The 18,784-nt window shown below is 71.7% G+C and carries 18 protein-coding genes; 7 read left to right on the top strand and 11 right to left on the bottom strand.

Annotated features, from left to right (window positions below):
• Nucleotides 1-209 precede the first annotated feature (209 nt).
• A complete protein-coding gene (locus tag E4099_RS04995; protein ID WP_386388832.1) occupies nt 210-1,115 on the top strand; it encodes an endonuclease/exonuclease/phosphatase family protein in 906 nt (301 codons plus the stop codon).
• A gap of 37 nt (nt 1,116-1,152) precedes the next feature.
• Here the strand turns inward: E4099_RS04995 and E4099_RS04990 are convergent, their stop codons facing one another.
• Nucleotides 1,153-2,559: an NAD(P)-binding domain-containing protein gene (locus tag E4099_RS04990; protein ID WP_135337705.1), complete on the bottom strand. Its 1,407-nt coding sequence runs from the start codon at nt 2,557-2,559 to the stop codon at nt 1,153-1,155.
• Nucleotides 2,560-2,742: 183 nt separating this feature from the next.
• On the opposite strand from E4099_RS04990, the gene E4099_RS04985 reads away from it, so the two are divergent.
• Nucleotides 2,743-3,114, top strand: a complete 372-nt coding sequence (locus E4099_RS04985; protein ID WP_135337704.1) for an ArsR/SmtB family transcription factor — start codon at nt 2,743-2,745, stop codon at nt 3,112-3,114.
• 186 nt (nt 3,115-3,300) lie between these two features.
• Here the strand turns inward: E4099_RS04985 and arsB are convergent, their stop codons facing one another.
• Nucleotides 3,301-4,410 (bottom strand): ACR3 family arsenite efflux transporter, encoded by a 1,110-nt coding sequence (arsB, locus tag E4099_RS04980; protein WP_135337703.1) that lies wholly within the window; start codon nt 4,408-4,410, stop codon nt 3,301-3,303.
• On the bottom strand, nt 4,407-4,715 hold the full coding sequence (locus E4099_RS04975; RefSeq protein ID WP_135337702.1) for an ArsR/SmtB family transcription factor: 309 nt from the start codon (nt 4,713-4,715) through the stop codon (nt 4,407-4,409). Before E4099_RS04975 ends, arsB begins: the two co-directional genes overlap by 4 nt.
• 104 nt (nt 4,716-4,819) lie before the next feature.
• On the opposite strand from E4099_RS04975, the gene E4099_RS04970 reads away from it, so the two are divergent.
• A complete protein-coding gene (locus E4099_RS04970) occupies nt 4,820-5,239 on the top strand; it encodes an arsenate reductase ArsC (RefSeq protein WP_135337701.1) in 420 nt (139 codons plus the stop codon).
• Between the two features lie 60 nt (nt 5,240-5,299).
• On the opposite strand, the gene E4099_RS04965 is transcribed toward E4099_RS04970, so the two are convergent.
• A complete protein-coding gene (locus E4099_RS04965; protein WP_135337700.1) occupies nt 5,300-6,907 on the bottom strand; it encodes an MFS transporter in 1,608 nt (535 codons plus the stop codon).
• A gap of 168 nt (nt 6,908-7,075) precedes the next feature.
• Nucleotides 7,076-7,723, bottom strand: coding sequence for a membrane protein YczE (yczE, locus tag E4099_RS04960; protein ID WP_245244605.1), 648 nt, complete (start codon nt 7,721-7,723; stop codon nt 7,076-7,078).
• A 124-nt stretch (nt 7,724-7,847) separates the two neighbouring features.
• Here yczE and yczR point away from each other — a divergent pair, with 124 nt between their 5' ends.
• Together yczR and E4099_RS04950 are read left to right on the top strand one after the other, a co-directional pair.
• Nucleotides 7,848-9,239 carry a MocR-like transcription factor YczR gene (gene yczR / locus E4099_RS04955; protein WP_135337699.1) on the top strand — a complete coding sequence of 464 codons (1,392 nt, stop codon included), beginning with the start codon at nt 7,848-7,850 and terminating at the stop codon, nt 9,237-9,239.
• Nucleotides 9,240-9,463: 224 nt separating this feature from the next.
• The gene (locus tag E4099_RS04950; RefSeq protein WP_135337698.1) at nt 9,464-10,057 is read left to right on the top strand and encodes a DinB family protein; all 594 of its coding nucleotides are present in this window, start codon (nt 9,464-9,466) and stop codon (nt 10,055-10,057) included.
• 16 nt (nt 10,058-10,073) lie between these two features.
• Here the strand turns inward: E4099_RS04950 and E4099_RS04945 are convergent, their stop codons facing one another.
• Nucleotides 10,074-11,912 (bottom strand): ABC transporter ATP-binding protein, encoded by a 1,839-nt coding sequence (locus E4099_RS04945; protein WP_280923482.1) that lies wholly within the window; start codon nt 11,910-11,912, stop codon nt 10,074-10,076.
• 97 nt (nt 11,913-12,009) lie between these two features.
• Entirely contained in the window at nt 12,010-12,192 is a 183-nt protein-coding gene (locus E4099_RS04940; RefSeq protein ID WP_135337696.1) for a hypothetical protein, read from the bottom strand.
• A 206-nt stretch (nt 12,193-12,398) separates the two neighbouring features.
• On the opposite strand from E4099_RS04940, the gene E4099_RS04935 reads away from it, so the two are divergent.
• Complete coding sequence (locus E4099_RS04935) at nt 12,399-12,977, top strand: RNA polymerase sigma factor (RefSeq protein WP_135337695.1); 579 nt, start codon at nt 12,399-12,401, stop codon at nt 12,975-12,977.
• Nucleotides 12,974-13,672, top strand: a complete 699-nt coding sequence (locus E4099_RS04930; RefSeq protein ID WP_135337694.1) for a zf-HC2 domain-containing protein — start codon at nt 12,974-12,976, stop codon at nt 13,670-13,672. The genes E4099_RS04935 and E4099_RS04930 overlap by 4 nt, the downstream gene beginning before the upstream one ends.
• A 140-nt stretch (nt 13,673-13,812) precedes the next feature.
• Here the strand turns inward: E4099_RS04930 and E4099_RS04925 are convergent, their stop codons facing one another.
• The 4 genes from E4099_RS04925 to E4099_RS04910 all read right to left on the bottom strand — a co-directional run bounded on the left by E4099_RS04925 (nt 13,813) and on the right by E4099_RS04910 (nt 18,640).
• Nucleotides 13,813-14,331 (bottom strand): RDD family protein, encoded by a 519-nt coding sequence (locus E4099_RS04925; RefSeq protein ID WP_135337693.1) that lies wholly within the window; start codon nt 14,329-14,331, stop codon nt 13,813-13,815.
• A 57-nt stretch (nt 14,332-14,388) separates the two neighbouring features.
• The gene (locus E4099_RS04920; protein WP_135337692.1) at nt 14,389-15,087 is read right to left on the bottom strand and encodes a DsbA family oxidoreductase; all 699 of its coding nucleotides are present in this window, start codon (nt 15,085-15,087) and stop codon (nt 14,389-14,391) included.
• A gap of 103 nt (nt 15,088-15,190) precedes the next feature.
• On the bottom strand, nt 15,191-16,948 hold the full coding sequence (locus tag E4099_RS04915) for an NAD+ synthase (RefSeq protein ID WP_135337691.1): 1,758 nt from the start codon (nt 16,946-16,948) through the stop codon (nt 15,191-15,193).
• Between the two features lie 57 nt (nt 16,949-17,005).
• Nucleotides 17,006-18,640, bottom strand: coding sequence for a multicopper oxidase family protein (locus tag E4099_RS04910; RefSeq protein WP_135337690.1), 1,635 nt, complete (start codon nt 18,638-18,640; stop codon nt 17,006-17,008).
• Nucleotides 18,641-18,784: the final 144 nt, after the last annotated feature.

The following is an 18,784-nucleotide window of genomic DNA, read 5'->3' as shown; positions in this document are numbered from 1 at the left end:
AGGAAAACCCCTGGTCATCCCCTATGGTCATGCCTGAGGTCAGGCCGTGCGGAAAAGCAGTCCGGAGTGAGGATCAGCGAATGGTGCAGGCGTACACCCAGCAAACCGGACAGGGCGGGCCCGGAGCCGAACCGACCGGTTCCCGGCTCCGGCGCCTGCTCCGTCATTGGGGGCACCTGCGGCACGACCGCGGCATCTGGCGGCGGGGCATGGTGCCGGCCGGCTGCGCGGCGCTGCTCGCCCTGCTGATGATCTTCCATGCGCAGATCCCCAACCGGCTGGGCAGCCTCGGCAGCCTGCTGGAGACCTTCCTGCCGTGGCTGGGCGGGTTCATCCCGGTACTGCTGGGGTGCGCCCTGTGGCGCCGCTCGGCCACCGCCCTGCTGGCGCTGCTGCTGCCGGTGGCGGTCTGGCTGAACCTCTTCGGCGGGCTGATGTTCTTCGACCGCTCGCACGGCGGCGGTGAGCTGACCGTGGTCACCCACAACGTCAACGCGGAGAACCCCGACCCGGCCGGCACCGCCCGCAAGGTGGCCGCCTCCGGCGCCCAGGTGGTGGCCCTGGAGGAGCTGAGCGACAGCGCGCTGCCCGTGTACCGGAAGGCGCTGGCCGGTACGTACCGCTACCACACGGTGCAGGGCACCGTCGGGCTGTGGAGCCGCTACCCGCTGCACGACAGCCGCCCGGTCGACATCAAGATGGGCTGGACCCGCGCCCTGCGCACCACCGTGGCCACCCCCCGGGGCGATGTCGCGGTCTATGTCGCGCACCTGCCCTCGGTCCGGGTGAAGTTCAACGCGGGCTTCACCGCCGGGCAGCGGGACGGCAGCGCCGAGGCCCTCGGCAAGGCCATCGGCAGGGAGCGGCTGGCCAGGGTGATCCTCCTCGGCGACCTCAACGGCACCATGAACGACCGGGCCCTGGCCCCCATCACCTCCCAGCTCCGGTCGGCCCAGGGCGCCGCCGGGGACGGATTCGGCTTCAGCTGGCCCGCTTCCTTCCCGATGGCCCGCATCGACCAGATCATGGTGCGCGGCCTCGACCCGGTCTCCGCCTGGTCGCTGCCGCGCACCCTCAGCGACCACCTCCCGGTGGCCGCGTCCGTCGACTTCTGAGCCGGCGGCCGGCCGCCGTCGCGGGGGCGGGCGCCGGTCATCCGCCGCAGCATCCACCGTCCGCCGGCTGGGTCGCCCCTGCGACCGCCTCGGCCGCGGGGGCCCTGCCGATGCCGACCGGCACCGGTGCGGTGGTGCAGCAGCCGCCGGATGCCTGGTCCGCCGCGGGGGCGTCGAACAGGCCGGCGCCGCCGCACACCCCGGTCTCGGGAAGGGTGAGTTCGACGCGGTCGGCGGATTCCAGGTCGCCGGCGATCGCTGCGACGACGGAGCGGACCTGCTCGTACCCGGTCATCGCCAGGAAGGTCGGGGCGCGGCCGTAGGACTTCATGCCGACGAGGTAGACGCCCTGTTCGGGGTGGGACAGCTCGCGGTGGCCGTGCGGGTAGACGGTGCCGCAGGAGTGCTGGTTGGGGTCGATCAGCGGGGCGAGTTCGATGGGAGCCTGAAGGCGCTCGTCGAGGCCGAGGCGGATCTCGGAGAGGAAGGACAGGTCCGGGCGGAAGCCGGTCAGCACGATCAGCTCGTCCACCGCCGCGAGTCGGCGCCCGTCCTCGGCGACCAGCACGAGGCGCCCCTCGCCGTCGCGCTCGATCACGTCGGTGCGGAATCCGGTGACCGCGTCCGCGTGACCCTGGTCGACGGCGGCCTTGGCGGCGAGGCCGAGCGCGCCGCGGGCGGGCAGCTGGTCGGCCGTGCCGCCCCCGAAGGTGGAGCCGGAGAGGCCGCGGCGCAGGATCCACAGGGCCTTGGTGCCGGTGCCGTCCTCGGCCTTGGCCAGGTCGGCCAGGTAGGCGAGGGCGGTGAACGCGGAGGCCCCGGAGCCGATGACCGCAGTGCGCCTGCCCGCGTATCGGGCCCGTACGGCGGGGTCCTTCAGGTCGGGGAGGCGGTAGCTGATCCGGTCGGCCGCCGCCTTCTCACCGAGCGCGGGCAGGCCGCTGCCGCCGGCCGGACCGGGCGTGGTCCAGGTGCCGGAGGCGTCGATCACCGCGCGGGCGAACAGGCGCTCCTCCCGCCCGTCGGCATGGGCGACGTGGACGACGAAGGGCTGGCCTTCGCGGTCGGCGTCCACGATCCGGTCCCGGCCGGCGCGGGAGACGCCGGTCACCCTCGCGGCGAAGCGGACCCTGTCGCCGAGGGCGTCGGCGAGCGGCTGAAGGTACTGCTCGGCCCAGTCCGCGCCCGAGGGGTAGACCGCCGCGTCCGGCCTGGTCCAGTCGGTGGACGCGAGCAGCTTCTCCGCGGCGGGGTCGGTGACCTCGCCCCAGGTGGAGAAGAGCCGCACATGCGACCACTCCCGCACCGTCGCGCCGGCGGCCGTACCCGCCTCCAGCACCACGGGCTCGATGCCGCGGTCGACCAGGTGGGCGGCGGCGGCCAGACCGGCGGGTCCGGCTCCGATCACCACGACGGGCAGCTCGGCGGGGGCGGGCACGTTCACAGCGACTCCCTCTCTGTATCGACGATTGTCGATGGCTTGTGCTGTCAGCGTTACACCTGTTTCGACAGCTGTCAACATAGACGGATGTCGAATTCCTGGAGTGTGTCGCGGTCGCCGCCGCTTCCCGGCGACCTCGACCGCCTGCCGACCCGCACCTGCTTCGACATGTGTCAACATAGATGCATGTCGAATACCAGGGTCCCGCCGTCGATCGAGCCCGCGGCCGCCGACGCGGTGGCGCCGTGCTGCCCGCCGCTCGCCGAGCGCCCGCTCACCGCGGAGGAGGCCGAGGTGGCGGCGCGGATGTTCAAGGCGCTGGGTGATCCGGTGCGGCTGCGCCTGTTCTCCGCCGTGGCCTCCCACGAGGGTGGCGAGGCGTGTGTGTGCGACATCTCCGACGTCGGTGTCTCCCAGCCGACGGTCTCCCACCATCTGAAGAAGCTGAAGGAGGCCGGGCTGCTGACCTCCGAGCGGCGCGGCACCTGGGTGCACTACCGGGTCGAGCCTTCCGTGCTGGCCGCGATGGGCAAGCTGCTGACCGCCGCGCCGAGGTAGTCGACCGCGACCGGCCGGCGGTCCCCGGCGCGTGTCTCCGGGGTGGAGCGGCATCCGGTGGCGGGCGGGCGCCGTGCGGCAGGGGGGCGGTGGGCCGTGGCGTACACGTACGGCAGCGGCCCGGAGGCCTGGTGGCCGCCGGGCCGGCGATCTGCTCGGCGCGGATCGGGAACCCAGGGTGATGCCTCAACTGTCCTGGGTGGCCGGGGTTCGCTGCCGGGTCGCGCCGAACCGGCGCCGCCAGGCCAGGGAGACGTAGACGAGGGCGACCAGGACGGGCACCTCGATCAGCGGGCCGACCACGCCGGACAGGGCCTGGCCGGAGGTGACGCCGAAGGTCGCGATGGCGACCGCGATGGCCAGCTCGAAGTTGTTGCCGGCGGCGGTGAAGGCGAGGGTGGCGGTGCGGTCGTAGGCCAGGCCGATGGCCTTGCCGAGGGCGAAGGTGCCGAACCACATCACCGCGAAGTAGACCAGTAGCGGAAGCGCGATCCGCGCCACGTCCAGCGGCTGCGAAGTGATCGTCTTCCCCTGCAGGGCGAAGAGGACGACGATCGTGAACAGCAGCCCGTACAGGGCCCAGGGCCCGATCCTCGGCAGGAAGCCCGCCTCGTACCTCTCGCGGCCGAGCCTCTTCTCGCCGATGCGGCGGGTGAGGAAACCGGCCAGCAGGGGGATGCCCAGGAAGATGGCGACGTTCAGGGCGATCTTCCCCGTGGAGATGTCCAGGTGCCGGCCGTCGCCCAGGCCGAGCCAGTCGGGCAGCAGGTCGAGGTAGAACCAGCCCAGCAGGCCGAAGGCCAGGACCTGGAAGACCGAGTTCAGCGCGACCAGTACGGCGGCGGCCTCGCGGTCGCCGCAGGCCAGGTCGTTCCAGATGATGACCATGGCGATGCAGCGGGCCAGGCCGACGATGATCAGTCCGGTGCGGTACTCGGGCAGGTCCGGCAGGAAGATCCATGCCAGGGCGAACATCACCGCGGGTCCGATGAGCCAGTTGATGGCCAGTGAGGAGACCATCAGCCTCTTGTCGCCGGTGACGGCGTCGAGCCTGTCGTAGCGGACCTTGGCCAGGACCGGATACATCATGACCAGCAGGCCCAGGGCGATCGGCAGCGAGACACCGCCGATCTCCACCTTGGCCAGGGCGTCGTCCAGGCCGGGGATGGCCCGGCCCAGGCCGAGGCCGAGGGCCATGGCGAGCAGGATCCAGACGGCGAGGAAGCGGTCGAGGGTCGACAGCTTCGCGACGATCGAGGTCTCCTCGGCGGTCGCGGGTGCTTCGGTGCGGGTCACGGGCAGGTCCTCTTGCGGTCGGCGGCGCTCCGGGCGGAATCCGCCAGTTCGGCGAGCTGACCGGCGAGGCGGGCGATCGCGTCCGGGCGCAGCCTGTAGTAGGTGAACCGGCCGCAGGGCTCGGTCTCCACGACCCCGGCCTCCCGCAGCACCTTCAGGTGGTTGGAGAGGTTGGTCTGCTTCGCGCCGGTCTCCTCGACCAGGTGCGTGGTGCAGAGCGTCTCCTTGGCGAGCAGGGTGACGATGCGCAGCCGGAGGGGGTCGGCCAGCGCTCGGATCAGATCAGCATCGACTGATGTCAGCATGTGCTGATACTTTCACATCATCCCCGATTGATATCAGGCTGGACTGATCAGAGGCCCCGCACGCAGACCGCCGTCCGGTCCCGCAGCCCGAAGGAAGATCCCCGATGCCCGTTGCCCCGCTCGCCTCCGTGCTGTTCGTCTGCGTCCACAACGCCGGCCGTTCGCAGATGGCCGCCGGATTCCTCGGCCACCTCGCCGGCGACCGGATCGAGGTCCGGTCCGCCGGCTCCCTGCCGGGCGACCAGATCAACCCGGCCGCGGTCGAGGCCATGCGGGAGGCCGGCGTCGACATCTCCGCGGCCGCGCCGAAGATCCTGACCCCCGAGGCCGTCCAGGCCTCCGACTACGTCATCACCATGGGCTGCGGCGACGTCTGCCCGGTCTTCCCCGGCAGGACGTACCTCGACTGGGCCCTGGAAGACCCGGCCGGCAAGGGTGTCGAGGCGGTCCGTCCCATCCGCGACGAGATCCGGCGGCGCGTCGAGGCCCTGATCGCCGACATCGACGCCCGGCCGGGGGCGTGAGCCTCGCGGCGACTGCGGCCCTGACGCCCACGAGGGAGCGGGTCCCGCTCGGTCCCGGGATCAGGACGCCGCCGCCGTGGTGTCCGGCCGCTGCTCGGCCTGCCGTCGCGTGGGGAGGGGTCGGGTGAACGCGAGGCAGGCGAGCGTGACGCCGCCGGTGGCCAGGATGGCCGCCTTGAGGGCTTCCAGCTGAGCGTCGGCATAGGCGTGCGCCAGCGCGTCGACCTCGGACGGCGGCAGTGCGGCGTTCTCGGCGGCGGCCCGTACCTGGTCCGTGCTGACGAAGCTGACTCCGGCCTCGATGGCGATACCCACCTGCTGGTGCGCGGCGTTCGACACCTTGGGGTTGTCCTCGATCTTCGTGGTGAACGCGTTCACCAGGGCGCCGATCAGCAGGGAGCCGATGAGTGCGGTGCCGAGGGAGGAACCGAGGTTCTGGGCGGTGTACTGGAGGCCGCCCACCTCGCCGCGGGCGGCCTCCCCCACGCTCGACTGCGTCACATTCCCCAGTTGCGAGGCGAGCAGGCCCATCCCCAGGCCCAGGAGGGCCATCGCGAACGCGAACGAGAGATTGTCGATCCGGGGCTCGATCGTGGCGAGCAGCCACAGGATCGCCGCGAACAGGACCAGCAGGCCCGACCGTACGACCGCCCGAGGTCCGGCGAACCGACTGGCGAGCGGGCCGGCCATGGCGGCCAGCAGCATGGTGACCGAGACCGGCAGCAACCGCAGACCGGTCTCGAAGGCGTCGAAGCCCTGGACGACCTGGAGATACAGGGGGATGGCGAAGAACAGGCCGAGCAGGATGAGGTTCTGGCCGAGCAGCATGGTCAGTCCGGACCGCAGCGGGGGGATGGCGAACAGCGAGTACCGCACGAGCGGATCTCCGCCCCGCGCCTCCACCCGTCCCTCCCACGCCCGGAACAGGTGCAGGACGACGCCACCCGCCGCGATGACGAACAGGGTGAGGGAGAACCCGAAGACGGTGACCGGGGAGTTGCGGGGGCGCAGCCATCCCCATGAACTGCTCTGCAGCACCCCCATGACCACGAGGGCCAGGCCGACCGCGGACAGTACGGCGCCGACGGCGTCGAGCCGCGCCCGCGGCCCCGTTCGCGGGTGCTCCTCGATCCATCCCACGCACAGGAGGATGACCACCACCACGACGACCTCGGCGGCGAACACGAGACGCCACGTCAGATACGTCGTCACCCAGCCGCCGAGAAGCGGCCCGACCGCGATGCCCGCCCCGGCCAGCCCTCCCATGACACCGAAGGCGACGGCCCGGTCCCGGCCCTCGTACGTCCCGGCCACCAGGGCCGCCAGAGCGGGCAGGACCAGCGACGCGCCGAGCCCCTCGATCACCGACCAGCCGATCGCGAGCACCCACAGCACCGGAGCCGAGGCTGTGAGCGCGGACCCCACGCCGTAGACGACCAGGCCGATGACGAACGCGCGCCGGCGTCCGAGCATGTCGCCGAGCTTGCCCCCGGTGATCATGAATGCGGCCATGACCAGGGTGTAGAGGGTGATGACGGCCTGGATCGCGGTGACCTCGGTATCGAAGTCCTCGACCAGCCGGCTGATCGCGACGTTCATCACCGAGGTGTCCAGCACCATCAGGAACTGGGCCGTCCCGAGGATGCCCAGGGCCCGCCAGCGCCGCACAGCACGCACCTCCCCGAACTCCGCCGCGGCCTCACGGGAGCACGCGCGGCACCAGGGGTCCACGGCAGCACAGATTCCCCCGTGCCTCGGGCATGTCCTGTCTCCGGCGGTGCCGAGTCAGCCGTTCGGCTGACCCGACGGGCCGTACGGTCGATGGGCGGCAGGTCGTCAGCCGTGCTCCTGGCCGTCCCGCGCGGCGGGGAGGCGAACCGTCAGGCGCGGCAGGAAGTAGCCGACCAGCGGCCCCATGCACAGCGCGACGAGTACGGTCCCGAGCCCGAGGTCTCCGCCGAGGACCCAGCCGAGGCCGGCGACGGTCACCTCGATGCCGGTCCGCACCACCGCGACGGGGAGGCGGGTGAGGCGGACGAGCCCGGTCATGATGCCGTCGCGGGGGCCCGGCCCGAACTGCGCGCCGAGGTAGAGCGCGTCGAAGAAGGCCAGGGCGGCGAGGCCGGCGAGGAGGTAGCCGATCCGGGCGGGCGTCCCCGAGGGGTCGGGCAGCACGACCGCGGTGGCGTCCGCGGCGAAGCCGACGATCGCGACGTTGAGCACGGTGCCGAGCCCCGGGAGTTCCCGCAGGGGTATCCAGGCGAGGAGCACCAGCAGCGAGATCAGGTTGGTGGCCCACCCGAACGAGATGCCGAGGGACGTGGCCGTACCGTCGGTGAGGACGCTCCAGCTGGCCGTGCCGAGACCGGACCGGACGAGCACCATGACGGCCGCGCCGTACCCCACCAGGCCCACCAGGAGCTGGGGGAGGCGGCGCGCCGTCCGGCCCGCGCGGAGTTGGGCGAAGGCGTCCATGCGCGCCATCGCGGGACGGTCGTGACAGGGGGCAGGGGCGGAGAGTCGCGCGGCGCGAACGGGAGAAGTCATGGCGCAAGCCTCCGGGGCATCTGGACCCCGATTCCATAGCCAGATCGCCTAGGCTGGTCCGGTGAAGACGAGTTCGCACGCGGTGGCCCGCATGGTGGGGGACTGGCGGGACGGGCCGGGGCCCGCGCACCAGCGCCTCTCGGACCGGTTGCGGCTGCTGGTCCTGGACGGACGCCTCTCGCTCGGGGCGGCGGTGCCCAGCGAGCGGGACCTGGCCGCCGTGCTCGGCACCAGCAGGACCACCGTCGGCGCCGCCTACCGCACCCTGGTCGAGCAGGGGTACCTCACCACGCGAGCGCGCGCCAGAGCGACGGTGCGGCTCCCGCACGACGCGCCGCCGGAGCGCCCGACCGGCCCCGACGCGGACACCATCGACCTGTCCTTCGCCGCGCCGCCCGCACCCGCCGGGATCCTCCACGCCGCCTTCGCCGCCGCCCTGGAACGCCTGCCGCTCCACTTCGAGCGGCACGGGTACGACCGGTACGGCATCGCAGAGCTGCGAGAGGCGGTCGCCGGCTGGTACCAGCGCAGAGGGCTGCCCACGGCGCCCGACCACATCATGGTCACCAACGGTGCGCAGCACGCGCTCGGCCTGCTGGCGCGCACCCTCCTGGCCCCGCGCGACCGGGTCCTGATCGACCACCCCACCTACCCGCACGCGATCAGGACCTTCACCGAGGCGCGTGCCAGACTCCTGCCCGTGCCCCTCGGGGCGTCCGGCTGGGACCCGGAGCAACTGCACGCCGCAGGGCGCGCCGCGCAACTGGCCTATCTGATACCCGACTTCCACAACCCGACCGGGATGTGCATGTCCGGGAGCGTGCGGCACCGGCTCCGGCTCGCCTGTCCCACGGTCATCGACGAGACCATGGCCGATCTGGCCCTGGACGGCACGAAACCGGAGCCCTTCGCCCTGCACATGCCGACCGCCATCAGCGTCGGCTCGGTGTCCAAGAGCGTCTGGGGCGGCCTGCGCATCGGCTGGATCCGCGCCGTGCCCGCACTCCTGCAGCGCCTCGAACAGGCCCGCCCCGCCACGGACCTCGGCACCCCGGTCCTGGAGCAGCTGGCAGCGGCCCACCTGCTGACCACGCACCAGACCGAGCGCCCCGACACCCTCCGGCGGCTGCGCTCGCGATGTGACGCCCTGAGGCAGGCACTCGCCGAGCACCTGCCGGACGTCCAGGCGCCGCCACCCGCCGGAGGCATCACGCTCTGGGCGGCGTTCCCCGAGCCCGTCAGCTCACGGCTGGCGGCGATCGCGCCCGACCACGGGGTGACCATCGCGGCCGGGCCGCGATTCGGGATCGGCGGGGCCTTCGAACGCCACATCCGCCTGCCGTACACGCTCCCCTCGGACCGGCTCACCGAGGCGGTCCGCAGGCTCGCCCAGGCGCGACAGGCACTCACCCGGGGCGCCACCGGTAGCCACACCCCGGCACCCGTCGCCTGAGGCGCGTACCGAGGCGTCGTATGCCGCGGAGCCAGCCGGCCGGAAATCGCGGACCGGGCCGCGGTCGGGCTGCCCTTATGCGCGGTCATGCCCGAGATACGGCCGCACCGTCCAGGTCACGCCCCGCAGTTGCTCGCCTTCGAGCAGGACAACCGGGCCTCCTGCGCTGCTCGCGGTCGGACAAACGCGCTGGACAAAGATCGCTCCGGCGGCAGACTGGCTCCATGACCACCTCGGATTTCAAGGCTGAACTCCACCTCTATCTGCAGTCCGCCCGCGATGCCCTGCTGTGGAAGCTCGAAGGGCTCTCGGAGTACGACATCCGCCGCCCGCTGACGCCGACCGGCACCAACCTCCTGGGGCTGGTGAAGCACGTGGTCGGGGTGGAACTCGGGTACTTCGGCGACACCTTCGGACGGCCGCCGAGCGAACCGGTGCCCTGGCTCGCGGACGACGCCGAGCCGAACGCGGACATGTGGGCCACCGCCGACGAGTCACGCGAGTACATCGTGGCGCTCTACCGCCGCGCCTGGGCGCACGCGGACGCCACGATCGAGGCGCTGGCGCTGGACGCGGTGGGCACGGTGCCCTGGTGGCCCAGCCACCGGAACGAGGTGACCCTGCACCGTGCCATGGTCCACGCGATCGCCGATACCCAACGCCACGCCGGCCACGCCGACATCGTCCGGGAGCTCGTCGACGGCGCGGTGGGGATGACCGACGGCAACGACAACATGCCGTCGGGCGATCCGGCATGGTGGCAGGGCTACCGGGACCGGGTGGAGCGTGCGGCCCAGGAAGCCGGCCGGGGCGAGTAGCCCCCGCGAGCGCGGTTCACCACAGGGCCTTGCGCTCGGATGGTTCGTCGGCGGGGGCGGTGCCGGTCACCGCGTTCAGCCGGTGAAGCCGGGCGTAGGTCCCGTCGCGCCGGAGCAGCTCCTCATGGGTTCCCTGCTCGACGACCTGGCCGTGGTCCAGCACGACGGTGGAGGTGGCGTCGCGGACGGTGAGCAGGTTGTGGGAGATGACGATGGTCGTCCGCCCGGCCATGAGACGGCGCAGCGGTTCCATGATCCGGTTCACCGACCGGGCGTCCAGGCCGGTGGTCGGCTCGTCCAGGAGCAGCACGGGCGCGTCCCTGATCATCGCGCGGGCGATCGCGAGGCGCTGGGCCTGCCCCCCGGACAGGGTCCGGCCGCGCTGGCCCACCAGGGTGTCGTAGCCCTCGGGCAGCAGCTCGATGAAGTCATGGGCGTCGGCGGCGCGGGCCGCCGCGACGATGTCCGCCTCCGTCGCGTCCGGGCGGCCGTAGGCGATGTTCTCCCGTACGGTGCCGTGGAAGACCAGTGTCTCCTGGAGGACCACCGCGACGTTCTCCCGCAGCTCGGCGAGGCGGAGGTCCCGCAGGTCGGTGCCGTCGAGGAGGATCGCCCCCTGGTCGGGGTCGTAGAAGCGCAGTTGCAGCTTCCCCACCGTGGACTTGCCGGCACCGCTCGCGCCGACCAGCGCCAGCGTCGAGCCGGGCGGCACCTGGAACGACACGTCCTGGAGCGCCCACCGGGACGTACCCGGATAGCGGAAGCCGACGCCGCGGAATTCGATCTCGCCCCGGGCACGCCCGATCGGCCGGGCACCGGTGGTCTCGACGACCTGGGGGCGCTGGTCGAGCAGCTCGATGATCCGCTCGGCGGAGGCGGAGGCCGCGTAGAACGCGTTGGCGAGCTGGGACAGATTGTGGATCGGGCTGTAGAGATTGCCCAGCAGCGCGAGGAAGACCAGCAGACCACCCAGCGAGAGCTTCCCCTGTCCCAGCTGCCAGGTGCCCAGGGCCATGACCACCAGTACGCCGGTCAGCTCGATGGCCTGGACTATCGGGCCGTAGACGGCGCGGATGCGTGCCGAGGCCATCGCCGCGTGGTACCTGCCCGTGCTTTCGCGATCGAACCTGCGCGCCTCCGAGTCCTGCTGGTTGTACGCCTGCACCAGCGCGATGTTGCCGAGCGACTCCTCGGCGATCGCGGTGATGGAACCGCTGCGCCGCCGCCGCTCCCGCGAGGCGGCCTTGATCAGCCGGGAGAAGCGCCGGGCCGCCCACCAGAAGAGCGGCACGATGACGATGGCCAGGAAGGTCATCTTCCAGCTGAGGTAGAAGAGCAGGCCGAGGAAGACGCCCAATCGGAGCACGTAGGAGAGGCCATCAGCCACTCCGGAGAGAAGAAACGTCTCGACCGCGTCGATATCGCCGGTGATGCGTGACAGTACGTCGCCCAGCCGTCGCCGTTCGAAGAATCCGAGCGAGAGGCGCTGGACATGCCGAAACACTTCTGATCGAAGGTTCAGCAGGAAACGCTCGCTGACCCAGGTGGACGTCACGTCGTCGGCGAATCCCAGAACGCCCGATCCGATGATGAGCCCCGCGTATGCCAGGGCGATCCAGAGAAAGGGCCGTAGATCGCGGGGTACGAGGACATCGTCCACCACGATCTTGAATAGCCAGATCTCGGCCCCGTCGACCAGGGGGCCGAGCATGCTGAAGAGGAGTATCGGAGCGAGCCAGCGCCGACCACCGCGGGTATAGGGCCAGAATCGCCGGAGGGCCTCACGCGGCGTTACGGGCGGCGCGGCAGCGACGACTGCGTCGGGGTCATCGGCCACCGACAGCAGCCGTCGCATCAGATGAGATGAGTTACGCCCCATAAGACGCGTCCCTCATCGTGTGTTGGCGGCCGAGCGAACCACGTGCTCGGCCCTGCTCGGCCGTCACAGGCGATCACCAACGGTGTCCGTGGCGTCCACGGCCACCGAAGCCGAAGCGGTCACCGAATCCGAATCGACGGCCGCGGCGGCGGTGTCCGAACTCGCGGTCCCTTCCGAAGTCGTCGAAGTCGTCGAAGTCATCGAAGTCGTCGAAGTCGCGACGGCGTCGCCCGAAAACGAAATCCTTGGAGAACATGGAGCTTCCCTTCTCAAGGGGCTTGAGATCCTTCCACAGGGAATACGCTCCGGAGCGCTCAGCGGATTGCCCTCTGAGGAAATTTTTCGCCCGTCCGCCTGCGGTTTTGCCCGTGCGCGTATATGTATGCCGGGGCTCTGCGGTAATTCCCGCCCGAGTGTCGTCTGGGGCAGGCAATCCGTGCGGGCTCGTGTTACGTAGGGAGTATGCGCAGGATAGGCATCTCCTTGGAACGGGTGTCCGACGAGGCTCTGCTGGCCGGGCTCATGACCGGCGATCCCGAGATCGCCGTGGCGTTCGTCCGGCGCTTCCAGCGCCGCGTCTTCGGCGTGGCCATCGCCGTGGTCGGTGATGTCCAGCTCGCTGAGGACATCGCTCAGCAGACCTTCGAGCGCGCCTGCCGGCACGCTCAGGTCTACGACCCGCGCCGGGGATCGGTGCCCACCTGGCTGGCGGCCATCGCGCACAACCTCGCCATCGATGCCGTCCGTGCGCGCAAGGCGACTCCGGTTGACCCCGTAGATCTGGAGAACATGATGGAGACCATCGCGGACACTCCGGAGCGGCACGCGCTCTCCGCCGAAACCGCGGTGGAACTGCGCCGGGTGGTCGGCTCGCTGCCGCGCGAGCAGGCGCGCGCGGTGGTGCTCGCCGGTATCTACGGGATGACGGCTCAGCAGGTCGCCGACTTCGAGAAGATTCCGCTCGGTACCGCCAAGACCCGGATCAGGTCGGCCATGGCCAAGATCCGGGCGTCCCTCGCGATTCGGCAGGCGGACCCATGACGGGCAACGGCGTGTTCACCTGCGGGCAGTTCCGGGGGATCGTCGCGGAGCTGGCGCTCGGCCTGCTGTCCGCCAGGGAGCGGGCCGAGGCGATGGACCACCTGGAGCACTGCCCGGCCTGCCGCGAACACGTCCATGAGCTGACGGCCACCTCGGATGCGCTGCTGGGCCTCGTGCCAGGCAGCGAACCGCCGGTCGGTTTCGAGGACAGGGTGCTCGACCGGCTCGGACTCGGCTCCGGACGGCGACCGCGCCAGGGCGGGTTGTGGCGGCGGTTCGCCCTGGCCGGGGCGGCGGCGGCCACGGGCCTGGCCCTCGGCGGGGGCGGTTGGGCGCTGGGCGCGTCCGTCGGCCGCCCCGCGCCTGTGGCACCCATCGTCTCCCCGGCGCACCCGGGGCTGCGCACCGCCGATCTCGCCAGCTCGGGCCACTCGCTCGGGCAGGTCTACCTCCACACCGGAAAGTCTCCCTGGCTGTACATGGCGGTGGACGCCGAGGGGCACTCCGGCACCGTCCACTGCCAGCTGCAGCGGGCCGACGGCTCCACCGCCAAGGTCGGTTCCTTCGCCCTCAACGCCAAGGGCTACGGCTCCTGGGGTTCGCCCTACCCGGCCGGAAGCTCGCAGGTCACCGGCGTGCGCCTGCTCAACCCGGACGGCACCGTGCTCGCCAGTGCCGCCTTCCACCACGGCTGAGAGACCGCCGAGGATCCCCGGCCGGGCCGGGGAAAGCGGCGTTCGGCCAGGGTGCCCGGGCGCCCTGAATCCGCTCCGGCGGCCGGCGGCGCGGGAACGCCGCGGTCGGCGCCCGTCGCGGCGCGGCCCCCGCGCGGGGGCTACCAGGTGCCGGTGATGACGACGGTGGTCGCCATCTTGTCGTGGAGGCACTGGCGGTTGGGTCTGTCCCAGCAGCACCACAGGTCGTCGAGGAGGGAGACCAGAGGGATGATGCCCAGGAGGAACTGGCTGCCGTAGCGGCCGAGCGCCCGGCCGAAGGAGAGCCGGTCTCCGTCCTCCAGCCGAACGATGCGCAGCTTGCATATCCGCTTGCCGAGGGTGGCACCGAACCGCCAGGTCTGCAGCGGCTCATAGAGCACCAGGGCGCCCAGGATGACGGCAATGGCGATCGCGCCGGTGACGGAGTTCTCACCCCCGACGAGGATGAGCGGCAGGACCACCGCCGCCACCAGGGCGATGAGGAAGACCGTGTCGAGGATGCGGGCCACGAGGCGCAGGCCCTGGTTGGCGAGCAGGTGCGGCGGCGGCCCCATCTGCGGCATCACCGGCATCACCGGGGGGTACATCGGAGTCTGCTGGTATCCGTAAGGGTTGGGTTGCTGAGAGTAATCAGTCATGCCCCCATCCAACTACACGCTGCCGTCGGGCATTTACTGGGGGTGCGGGACAGGCGGTCAGTGCCCCGGAACCTCGCAGGCGCCGTCGGCGCAGGCGGCGTCGGTGGCCGTGGCGGTGTCGGCCGCGGTCTGCTCGGCCACCTGGTTCAGGATGTTCAGGAAGGTCGCCGGCTCCTGGCCGCCCTGGACCGCCCACTGGCCCTCGAAGACGAAGGTGGGCACGGCGGTGATGCCGCGCTGCCGGGCCACCTCGATCTCGTCCAGCACCTCGTCGTGCAGCTCGTCGCCGTCCAGGAAGGCGATCACCGGGTCGCGGTCCAGTCCGACCGCGACCGCGACATCGGTCAGCTCCTCGCGGTCGCCGATGTCGAGCCCCTCGCCGAAGTGGGCGGCCAGCAGCCGTCCCTTGAGGCGGGCCTGGGCGTCCGGGCCGTACTCCTCCAGCGCGAAGCGCAGCAGGCGGTGGGCGAGGAGCGAGTTGTTCTCGACCACCGTGTCGAAGTCGAAGACCAGGCCCTCGGCCGCGCCCAGCTCGGTGATGCGGGCGTCCATGGCCTCCGCGCGGGGGCCGAACTTGGCGGCCAGCACCTCGCGGTGCGCTCGGGGCTCCTCCGGCGCGCCGGGGTCCAGCTGGAACGGCCGGTAGACCACCTCGACCTGGTCGGCCTGCGGGTACGCGGCCAGTGCCTGCTCGAAGCGGCTCTTGCCGAGATGGCACCACGGGCAGGCGATGTCGCTGTAGATCTCGACCTTCACCGGGACACTCCTTGTGCGGGGGCGGCTGCCGAGCCCCTGATTGAAGGCTCAAGCAATGCTAACCGCGGTGCCGGCGCGTTCCTTCCCCGGCGGTACGGACCCCTCAGTCCAGGGGCCGCTCGCGCCAGCGGTTGGTGATGGGGAGGCGGCGGTCCTTGCCGAAGCCCTTGGCGGAGATCTTGGTGCCGGGCGGGTACTGGCGCCGCTTGTACTCGGCGGTGTCCACCAGCCGCAGCACCCGGGTCACCAGCTCGTCGTCGTAGCCGGCCGCCACGATCTCCGCCCGGCCCTGGTCGCGGTCCACGTAGAGCTCCAGGATCCGGTCCAGGGTGTCGTAGTCGGGCAGCGAGTCGGTGTCCACCTGCCCCGGGCGCAGCTCGGCGCTGGGCGGCTTGGTGATCGAGTTCTCCGGGATGGGCGGGGTCTGCCCGCGGTCCTTGGCGGCCTGGTTGCGCCACCTGGCGAGCCGGAAGATGTCGGTCTTGTAGACGTCCTTGATCGGGCCGTACGCGCCGACCGAGTCCCCGTACAGCGTGGAGTAGCCGCAGGCCAGCTCCGACTTGTTGCCAGGGGCGAGGACGATGTGGCCCTCCTGGTTGGACAGGGCCATCAGCAGGGTGCCGCGCAGCCGGGCCTGGAGGTTCTCCTCGGCCAGGCCGGTCAGCCCCAGCGACTCCATGTAGGCGTCGAACATCGGGGCGATGGGCACGGTGCGGAAGTTCAGCCCGGTGCGCCGGGCCAGCTCGGCGGCGTCCTCCCGGGAGTGCTCCGAGGAGTACCGGGAGGGCATGGAGACGCCGTACACCCGCTCGGGGCCGAGCGCGTCGCAGGCGATGGCCGCCACCAGCGCCGAGTCGATGCCGCCGGACAGCCCGATGAGCACGGTGCGCAGGCCGTTCTTGGCGACGTACGCCCGCAGGCCCACCACCAGCGCGTGGTAGATCTCCGCCGAGTCGTCCAGGCGCTCGGCCACCGCCCCCGGGGGCGTCGGCGGGTAGGCCGGGAGCGGGTCGGGGGACAGCACGCGGTGGTCCACGCGCAGGCCGTCGTCGACCACGCCGTGCGGCACCGGGCCGGCGGCCGGCAGCTCCAGGTCGACCAGGACGCGGCTCTCGGCGAACTGCGGGGCGCGGACGATCACCTCGCCGGCGGCGTCCACCACGATCGAGTCGCCGTCGAAGACCAGCTCGTCCTGGCCGCCGATCATGGCGAGGTAGGCGGTGGTGCAGCCGGCCTCCTGGGCGCGCTTGCGCACCAGGGCCAGCCGGGTGTCGTCCTTCTCGCGCTCGTAGGGCGAGGCGTTCACGGAGAGCAGCAGCCCCGCCCCGGCGGTACGGGTGGCGGGCACCCTGCCGCCCTCCTGCCACAGGTCCTCGCAGATGGCGAGCGCCACATCGACCCCGTGCACACGGATCACCGGCAGGGTGTCGCCGGGCACGAAGTAGCGGAACTCGTCGAAGACGCCGTAGTTCGGCAGGTGGTGCTTGGCGAAGGAGAGGACCACCTCGCCCCGGTGCAGCACCGCCGCCGCGTTCTGCGGGGCGCCGGCGGGCTGTCCGTAGCGCGGCGCGGCCCGCTCGCTGCGGTCCAGGTAGCCGACCACCACCGGCAGCTCGCCCAGGCCCTCCCCGGCCAGCCGCGCGGCGAGCGTGCGCAGCGCGGTGCGCGAGGCCTCGACGAAGGAGGCGCGCAGGGCCAGGTCCTCCACCGGGTAGCCGGTCAGCGCCATCTCCGGGAACGCCACCAGATGGGCGCCCTGGTCGGCGGAGTGCCGGGTCCAGCGGAGGATCGTCTCGGCGTTGCCGGCGATGTCGCCGACGGTCGAATCGATCTGGTTCAGAGCGAGGCGAAGCTGAGGCACGTCCGCCAGTTTAATCGTCTTATTGACGCAATGGGGGGGTGGAGAGCGGAGGGGCGGCTACTTCCGGTAGCCGAGGACCGTCATCATCCCGGTCTCCTGGTGGTAGACGTTGTGGCAGTGCAGCATCCACAGCCCCGGGTTGTCGGCGTCGAAGTCCAGCTCCACCCAGCTGCGGGGCAGCACGATGGTGGTGTCCTTGCGCGCCCCCGTGCCGGCCGCCGGCCGGGTGCCCCGCAGGAATCCGTAGCCGGCCAGGGATCCGGTGTGTCCGTGCAGGTGCATCGGGTGCCACATCCGGGTGCGGTTCACGAACTTCAGCCGTACCCGTTCGCCGGCGCGCACCGGATAGCGCCGCCGGGGGTCGTACGGCTCGTGGTTGATCGTCCAGTTCCAGCCGGCCATGGAGCCGGTGAGCACCATCCGCAGGACGCGGTCCGGTGGGCGCGGTGCCAGCCGCGCCGGTTCGGCGGCCAGCAGCTGGTCGGCCGTCACCAGCCGTCCGTGCAGCTCGGCGGGGCGGGCCGAGGGGGACGGGGGCGCGCTCTTGTCGGTACGCAGTACCGCCATCGCGGCCTTGCGCTTGCCCTCCGCGACGGCGGTCAGCGGGAAGGCGCCCGACTTGGCGGTGACCAGGACGTCGTACCGCTCGCCCATGCCCAGCAGCAGCGCGTCCGCGGTCCGCTGCTCCACCGGGTAGCCGTCGGTGTGGGTGATGGTCATCGCGTGACCGCCCAGGGCGACCAGGAACGGGGTGTCGCTGCTCGCGTTGATGAACCGGATCCTGACGCGGTCGCCCGGCTTGGCGCGGAAGGTCTGCGGGTCCTTGGCGGTGCGGCCGTTGACCAGGTAGTAGGGGTAGGCGATATGGCCCGCCTGGCTCTCCAGCAGCGGACTGTAGCCGTACCGCAGCATCCGGGAGGGGCCGTGCCGGTGCCGACCGCCGCCGGTGGCCGGGTGGGTGCCGGCGGTGGGCCGGTGGGTGCCGCCGGCGGGCGTGTCGCCGTGGCCCATGATCCGGCCGCCGGCGAGCTCCTCCAGCACCTCGTCGGGGGTGCTGCCCTGCACCCCGTCCAGCCAGTCGTCCAGCACCACGACCCACTCGTGGTCGTAGTTCAGCGGCTCCCGCGGGTCCTCCACGATCAGCGGCGCGTACAGGCCGCGGTCCAACTGCACCCCGGAGTGCGAGTGGAACCAGTAGGTGCCCGGGTGGGCGATGGCGAACCGGTAGTCGAAGGAGCCGCCCACCGGGATGGGGTCCTGGGTGATCCCCGGCGAGCCGTCCATGTCGTTGCGCAGCGCGACCCCGTGCCAGTGCACGGTGGTGCTCTGCGGCAGCCGGTTGGCCAGGGTCAGCGCCAGGGTGTCGCCCGCGGTCAGCCGCACCTCCTGGCCGGGCAGCCGGTTCTCGTACGCCCAGGTGCGCACGATCCGCCCGCCCAGGTCCAGTTCGGTGGGGGCGGCCGTCAGCCGCATCGTGCGGATCGCGCCGCGGGTCCGCCGCCGTTCGGCGGCGCGTACTTCCGGGCCGTACGGATCGACGTAGCGGGCGGCGTGGCCGGCGGCCGGACGGGCGCGGTGGTCGGCGTCGTCCACGGTGGCGCCGCTGGAGCGGAAGGAGCAGGCGGAGAGCAGGCCTGCACCCGAGACGGCGATGCCCGCACCGAGGACGGCGCGGCGGCTGGGTGTGGGCATGGCGGATTACCTCGGTCCTGTCGGCGCGATGCGGGAGGTCCGCGAGTTGCGAGCACCCTAACCAGATGATTATGAAAAGCCCGGTAATGGCGGGGTTTGTCGTGCAGTGGATTCCGGTGCGGGGGGCGCCGGTCGGGTGGCGGG

The organism is Streptomyces palmae (assembly GCF_004684805.1).
Classification (GTDB): Bacteria; Actinomycetota; Actinomycetes; order Streptomycetales; family Streptomycetaceae; genus Streptomyces; species Streptomyces palmae.
This window is presented reverse-complemented; position numbering and strand designations above follow the sequence as displayed.

Bases quoted from the DNA above. Each gene is read 5' to 3' on its own strand.
- yczE (WP_245244605.1), bottom strand. From the start codon at position 7,723: ATGGCGCGCATGGACGCCTTCGCCCAACTCCGCGCGGGCCGGACGGCG.
- E4099_RS04925 (WP_135337693.1), bottom strand. From the start codon at position 14,331: ATGACTGATTACTCTCAGCAACCCAACCCTTACGGATACCAGCAGACT.
- E4099_RS04910 (WP_135337690.1), bottom strand. From the start codon at position 18,640: ATGCCCACACCCAGCCGCCGCGCCGTCCTCGGTGCGGGCATCGCCGTC.
- E4099_RS04975 (WP_135337702.1), bottom strand. From the start codon at position 4,715: ATGCTGACATCAGTCGATGCTGATCTGATCCGAGCGCTGGCCGACCCC.
- E4099_RS04945 (WP_280923482.1), bottom strand. From the start codon at position 11,912: ATGCGACGGCTGCTGTCGGTGGCCGATGACCCCGACGCAGTCGTCGCT.
- E4099_RS04940 (WP_135337696.1), bottom strand. From the start codon at position 12,192: ATGTTCTCCAAGGATTTCGTTTTCGGGCGACGCCGTCGCGACTTCGAC.
- E4099_RS04950 (WP_135337698.1), top strand. From the start codon at position 9,464: ATGACCACCTCGGATTTCAAGGCTGAACTCCACCTCTATCTGCAGTCC.
- E4099_RS04995 (WP_386388832.1), top strand. From the start codon at position 210: ATGGTGCCGGCCGGCTGCGCGGCGCTGCTCGCCCTGCTGATGATCTTC.
- E4099_RS04970 (WP_135337701.1), top strand. From the start codon at position 4,820: ATGCCCGTTGCCCCGCTCGCCTCCGTGCTGTTCGTCTGCGTCCACAAC.
- E4099_RS04930 (WP_135337694.1), top strand. From the start codon at position 12,974: ATGACGGGCAACGGCGTGTTCACCTGCGGGCAGTTCCGGGGGATCGTC.
- E4099_RS04985 (WP_135337704.1), top strand. From the start codon at position 2,743: ATGTCGAATACCAGGGTCCCGCCGTCGATCGAGCCCGCGGCCGCCGAC.
- E4099_RS04935 (WP_135337695.1), top strand. From the start codon at position 12,399: ATGCGCAGGATAGGCATCTCCTTGGAACGGGTGTCCGACGAGGCTCTG.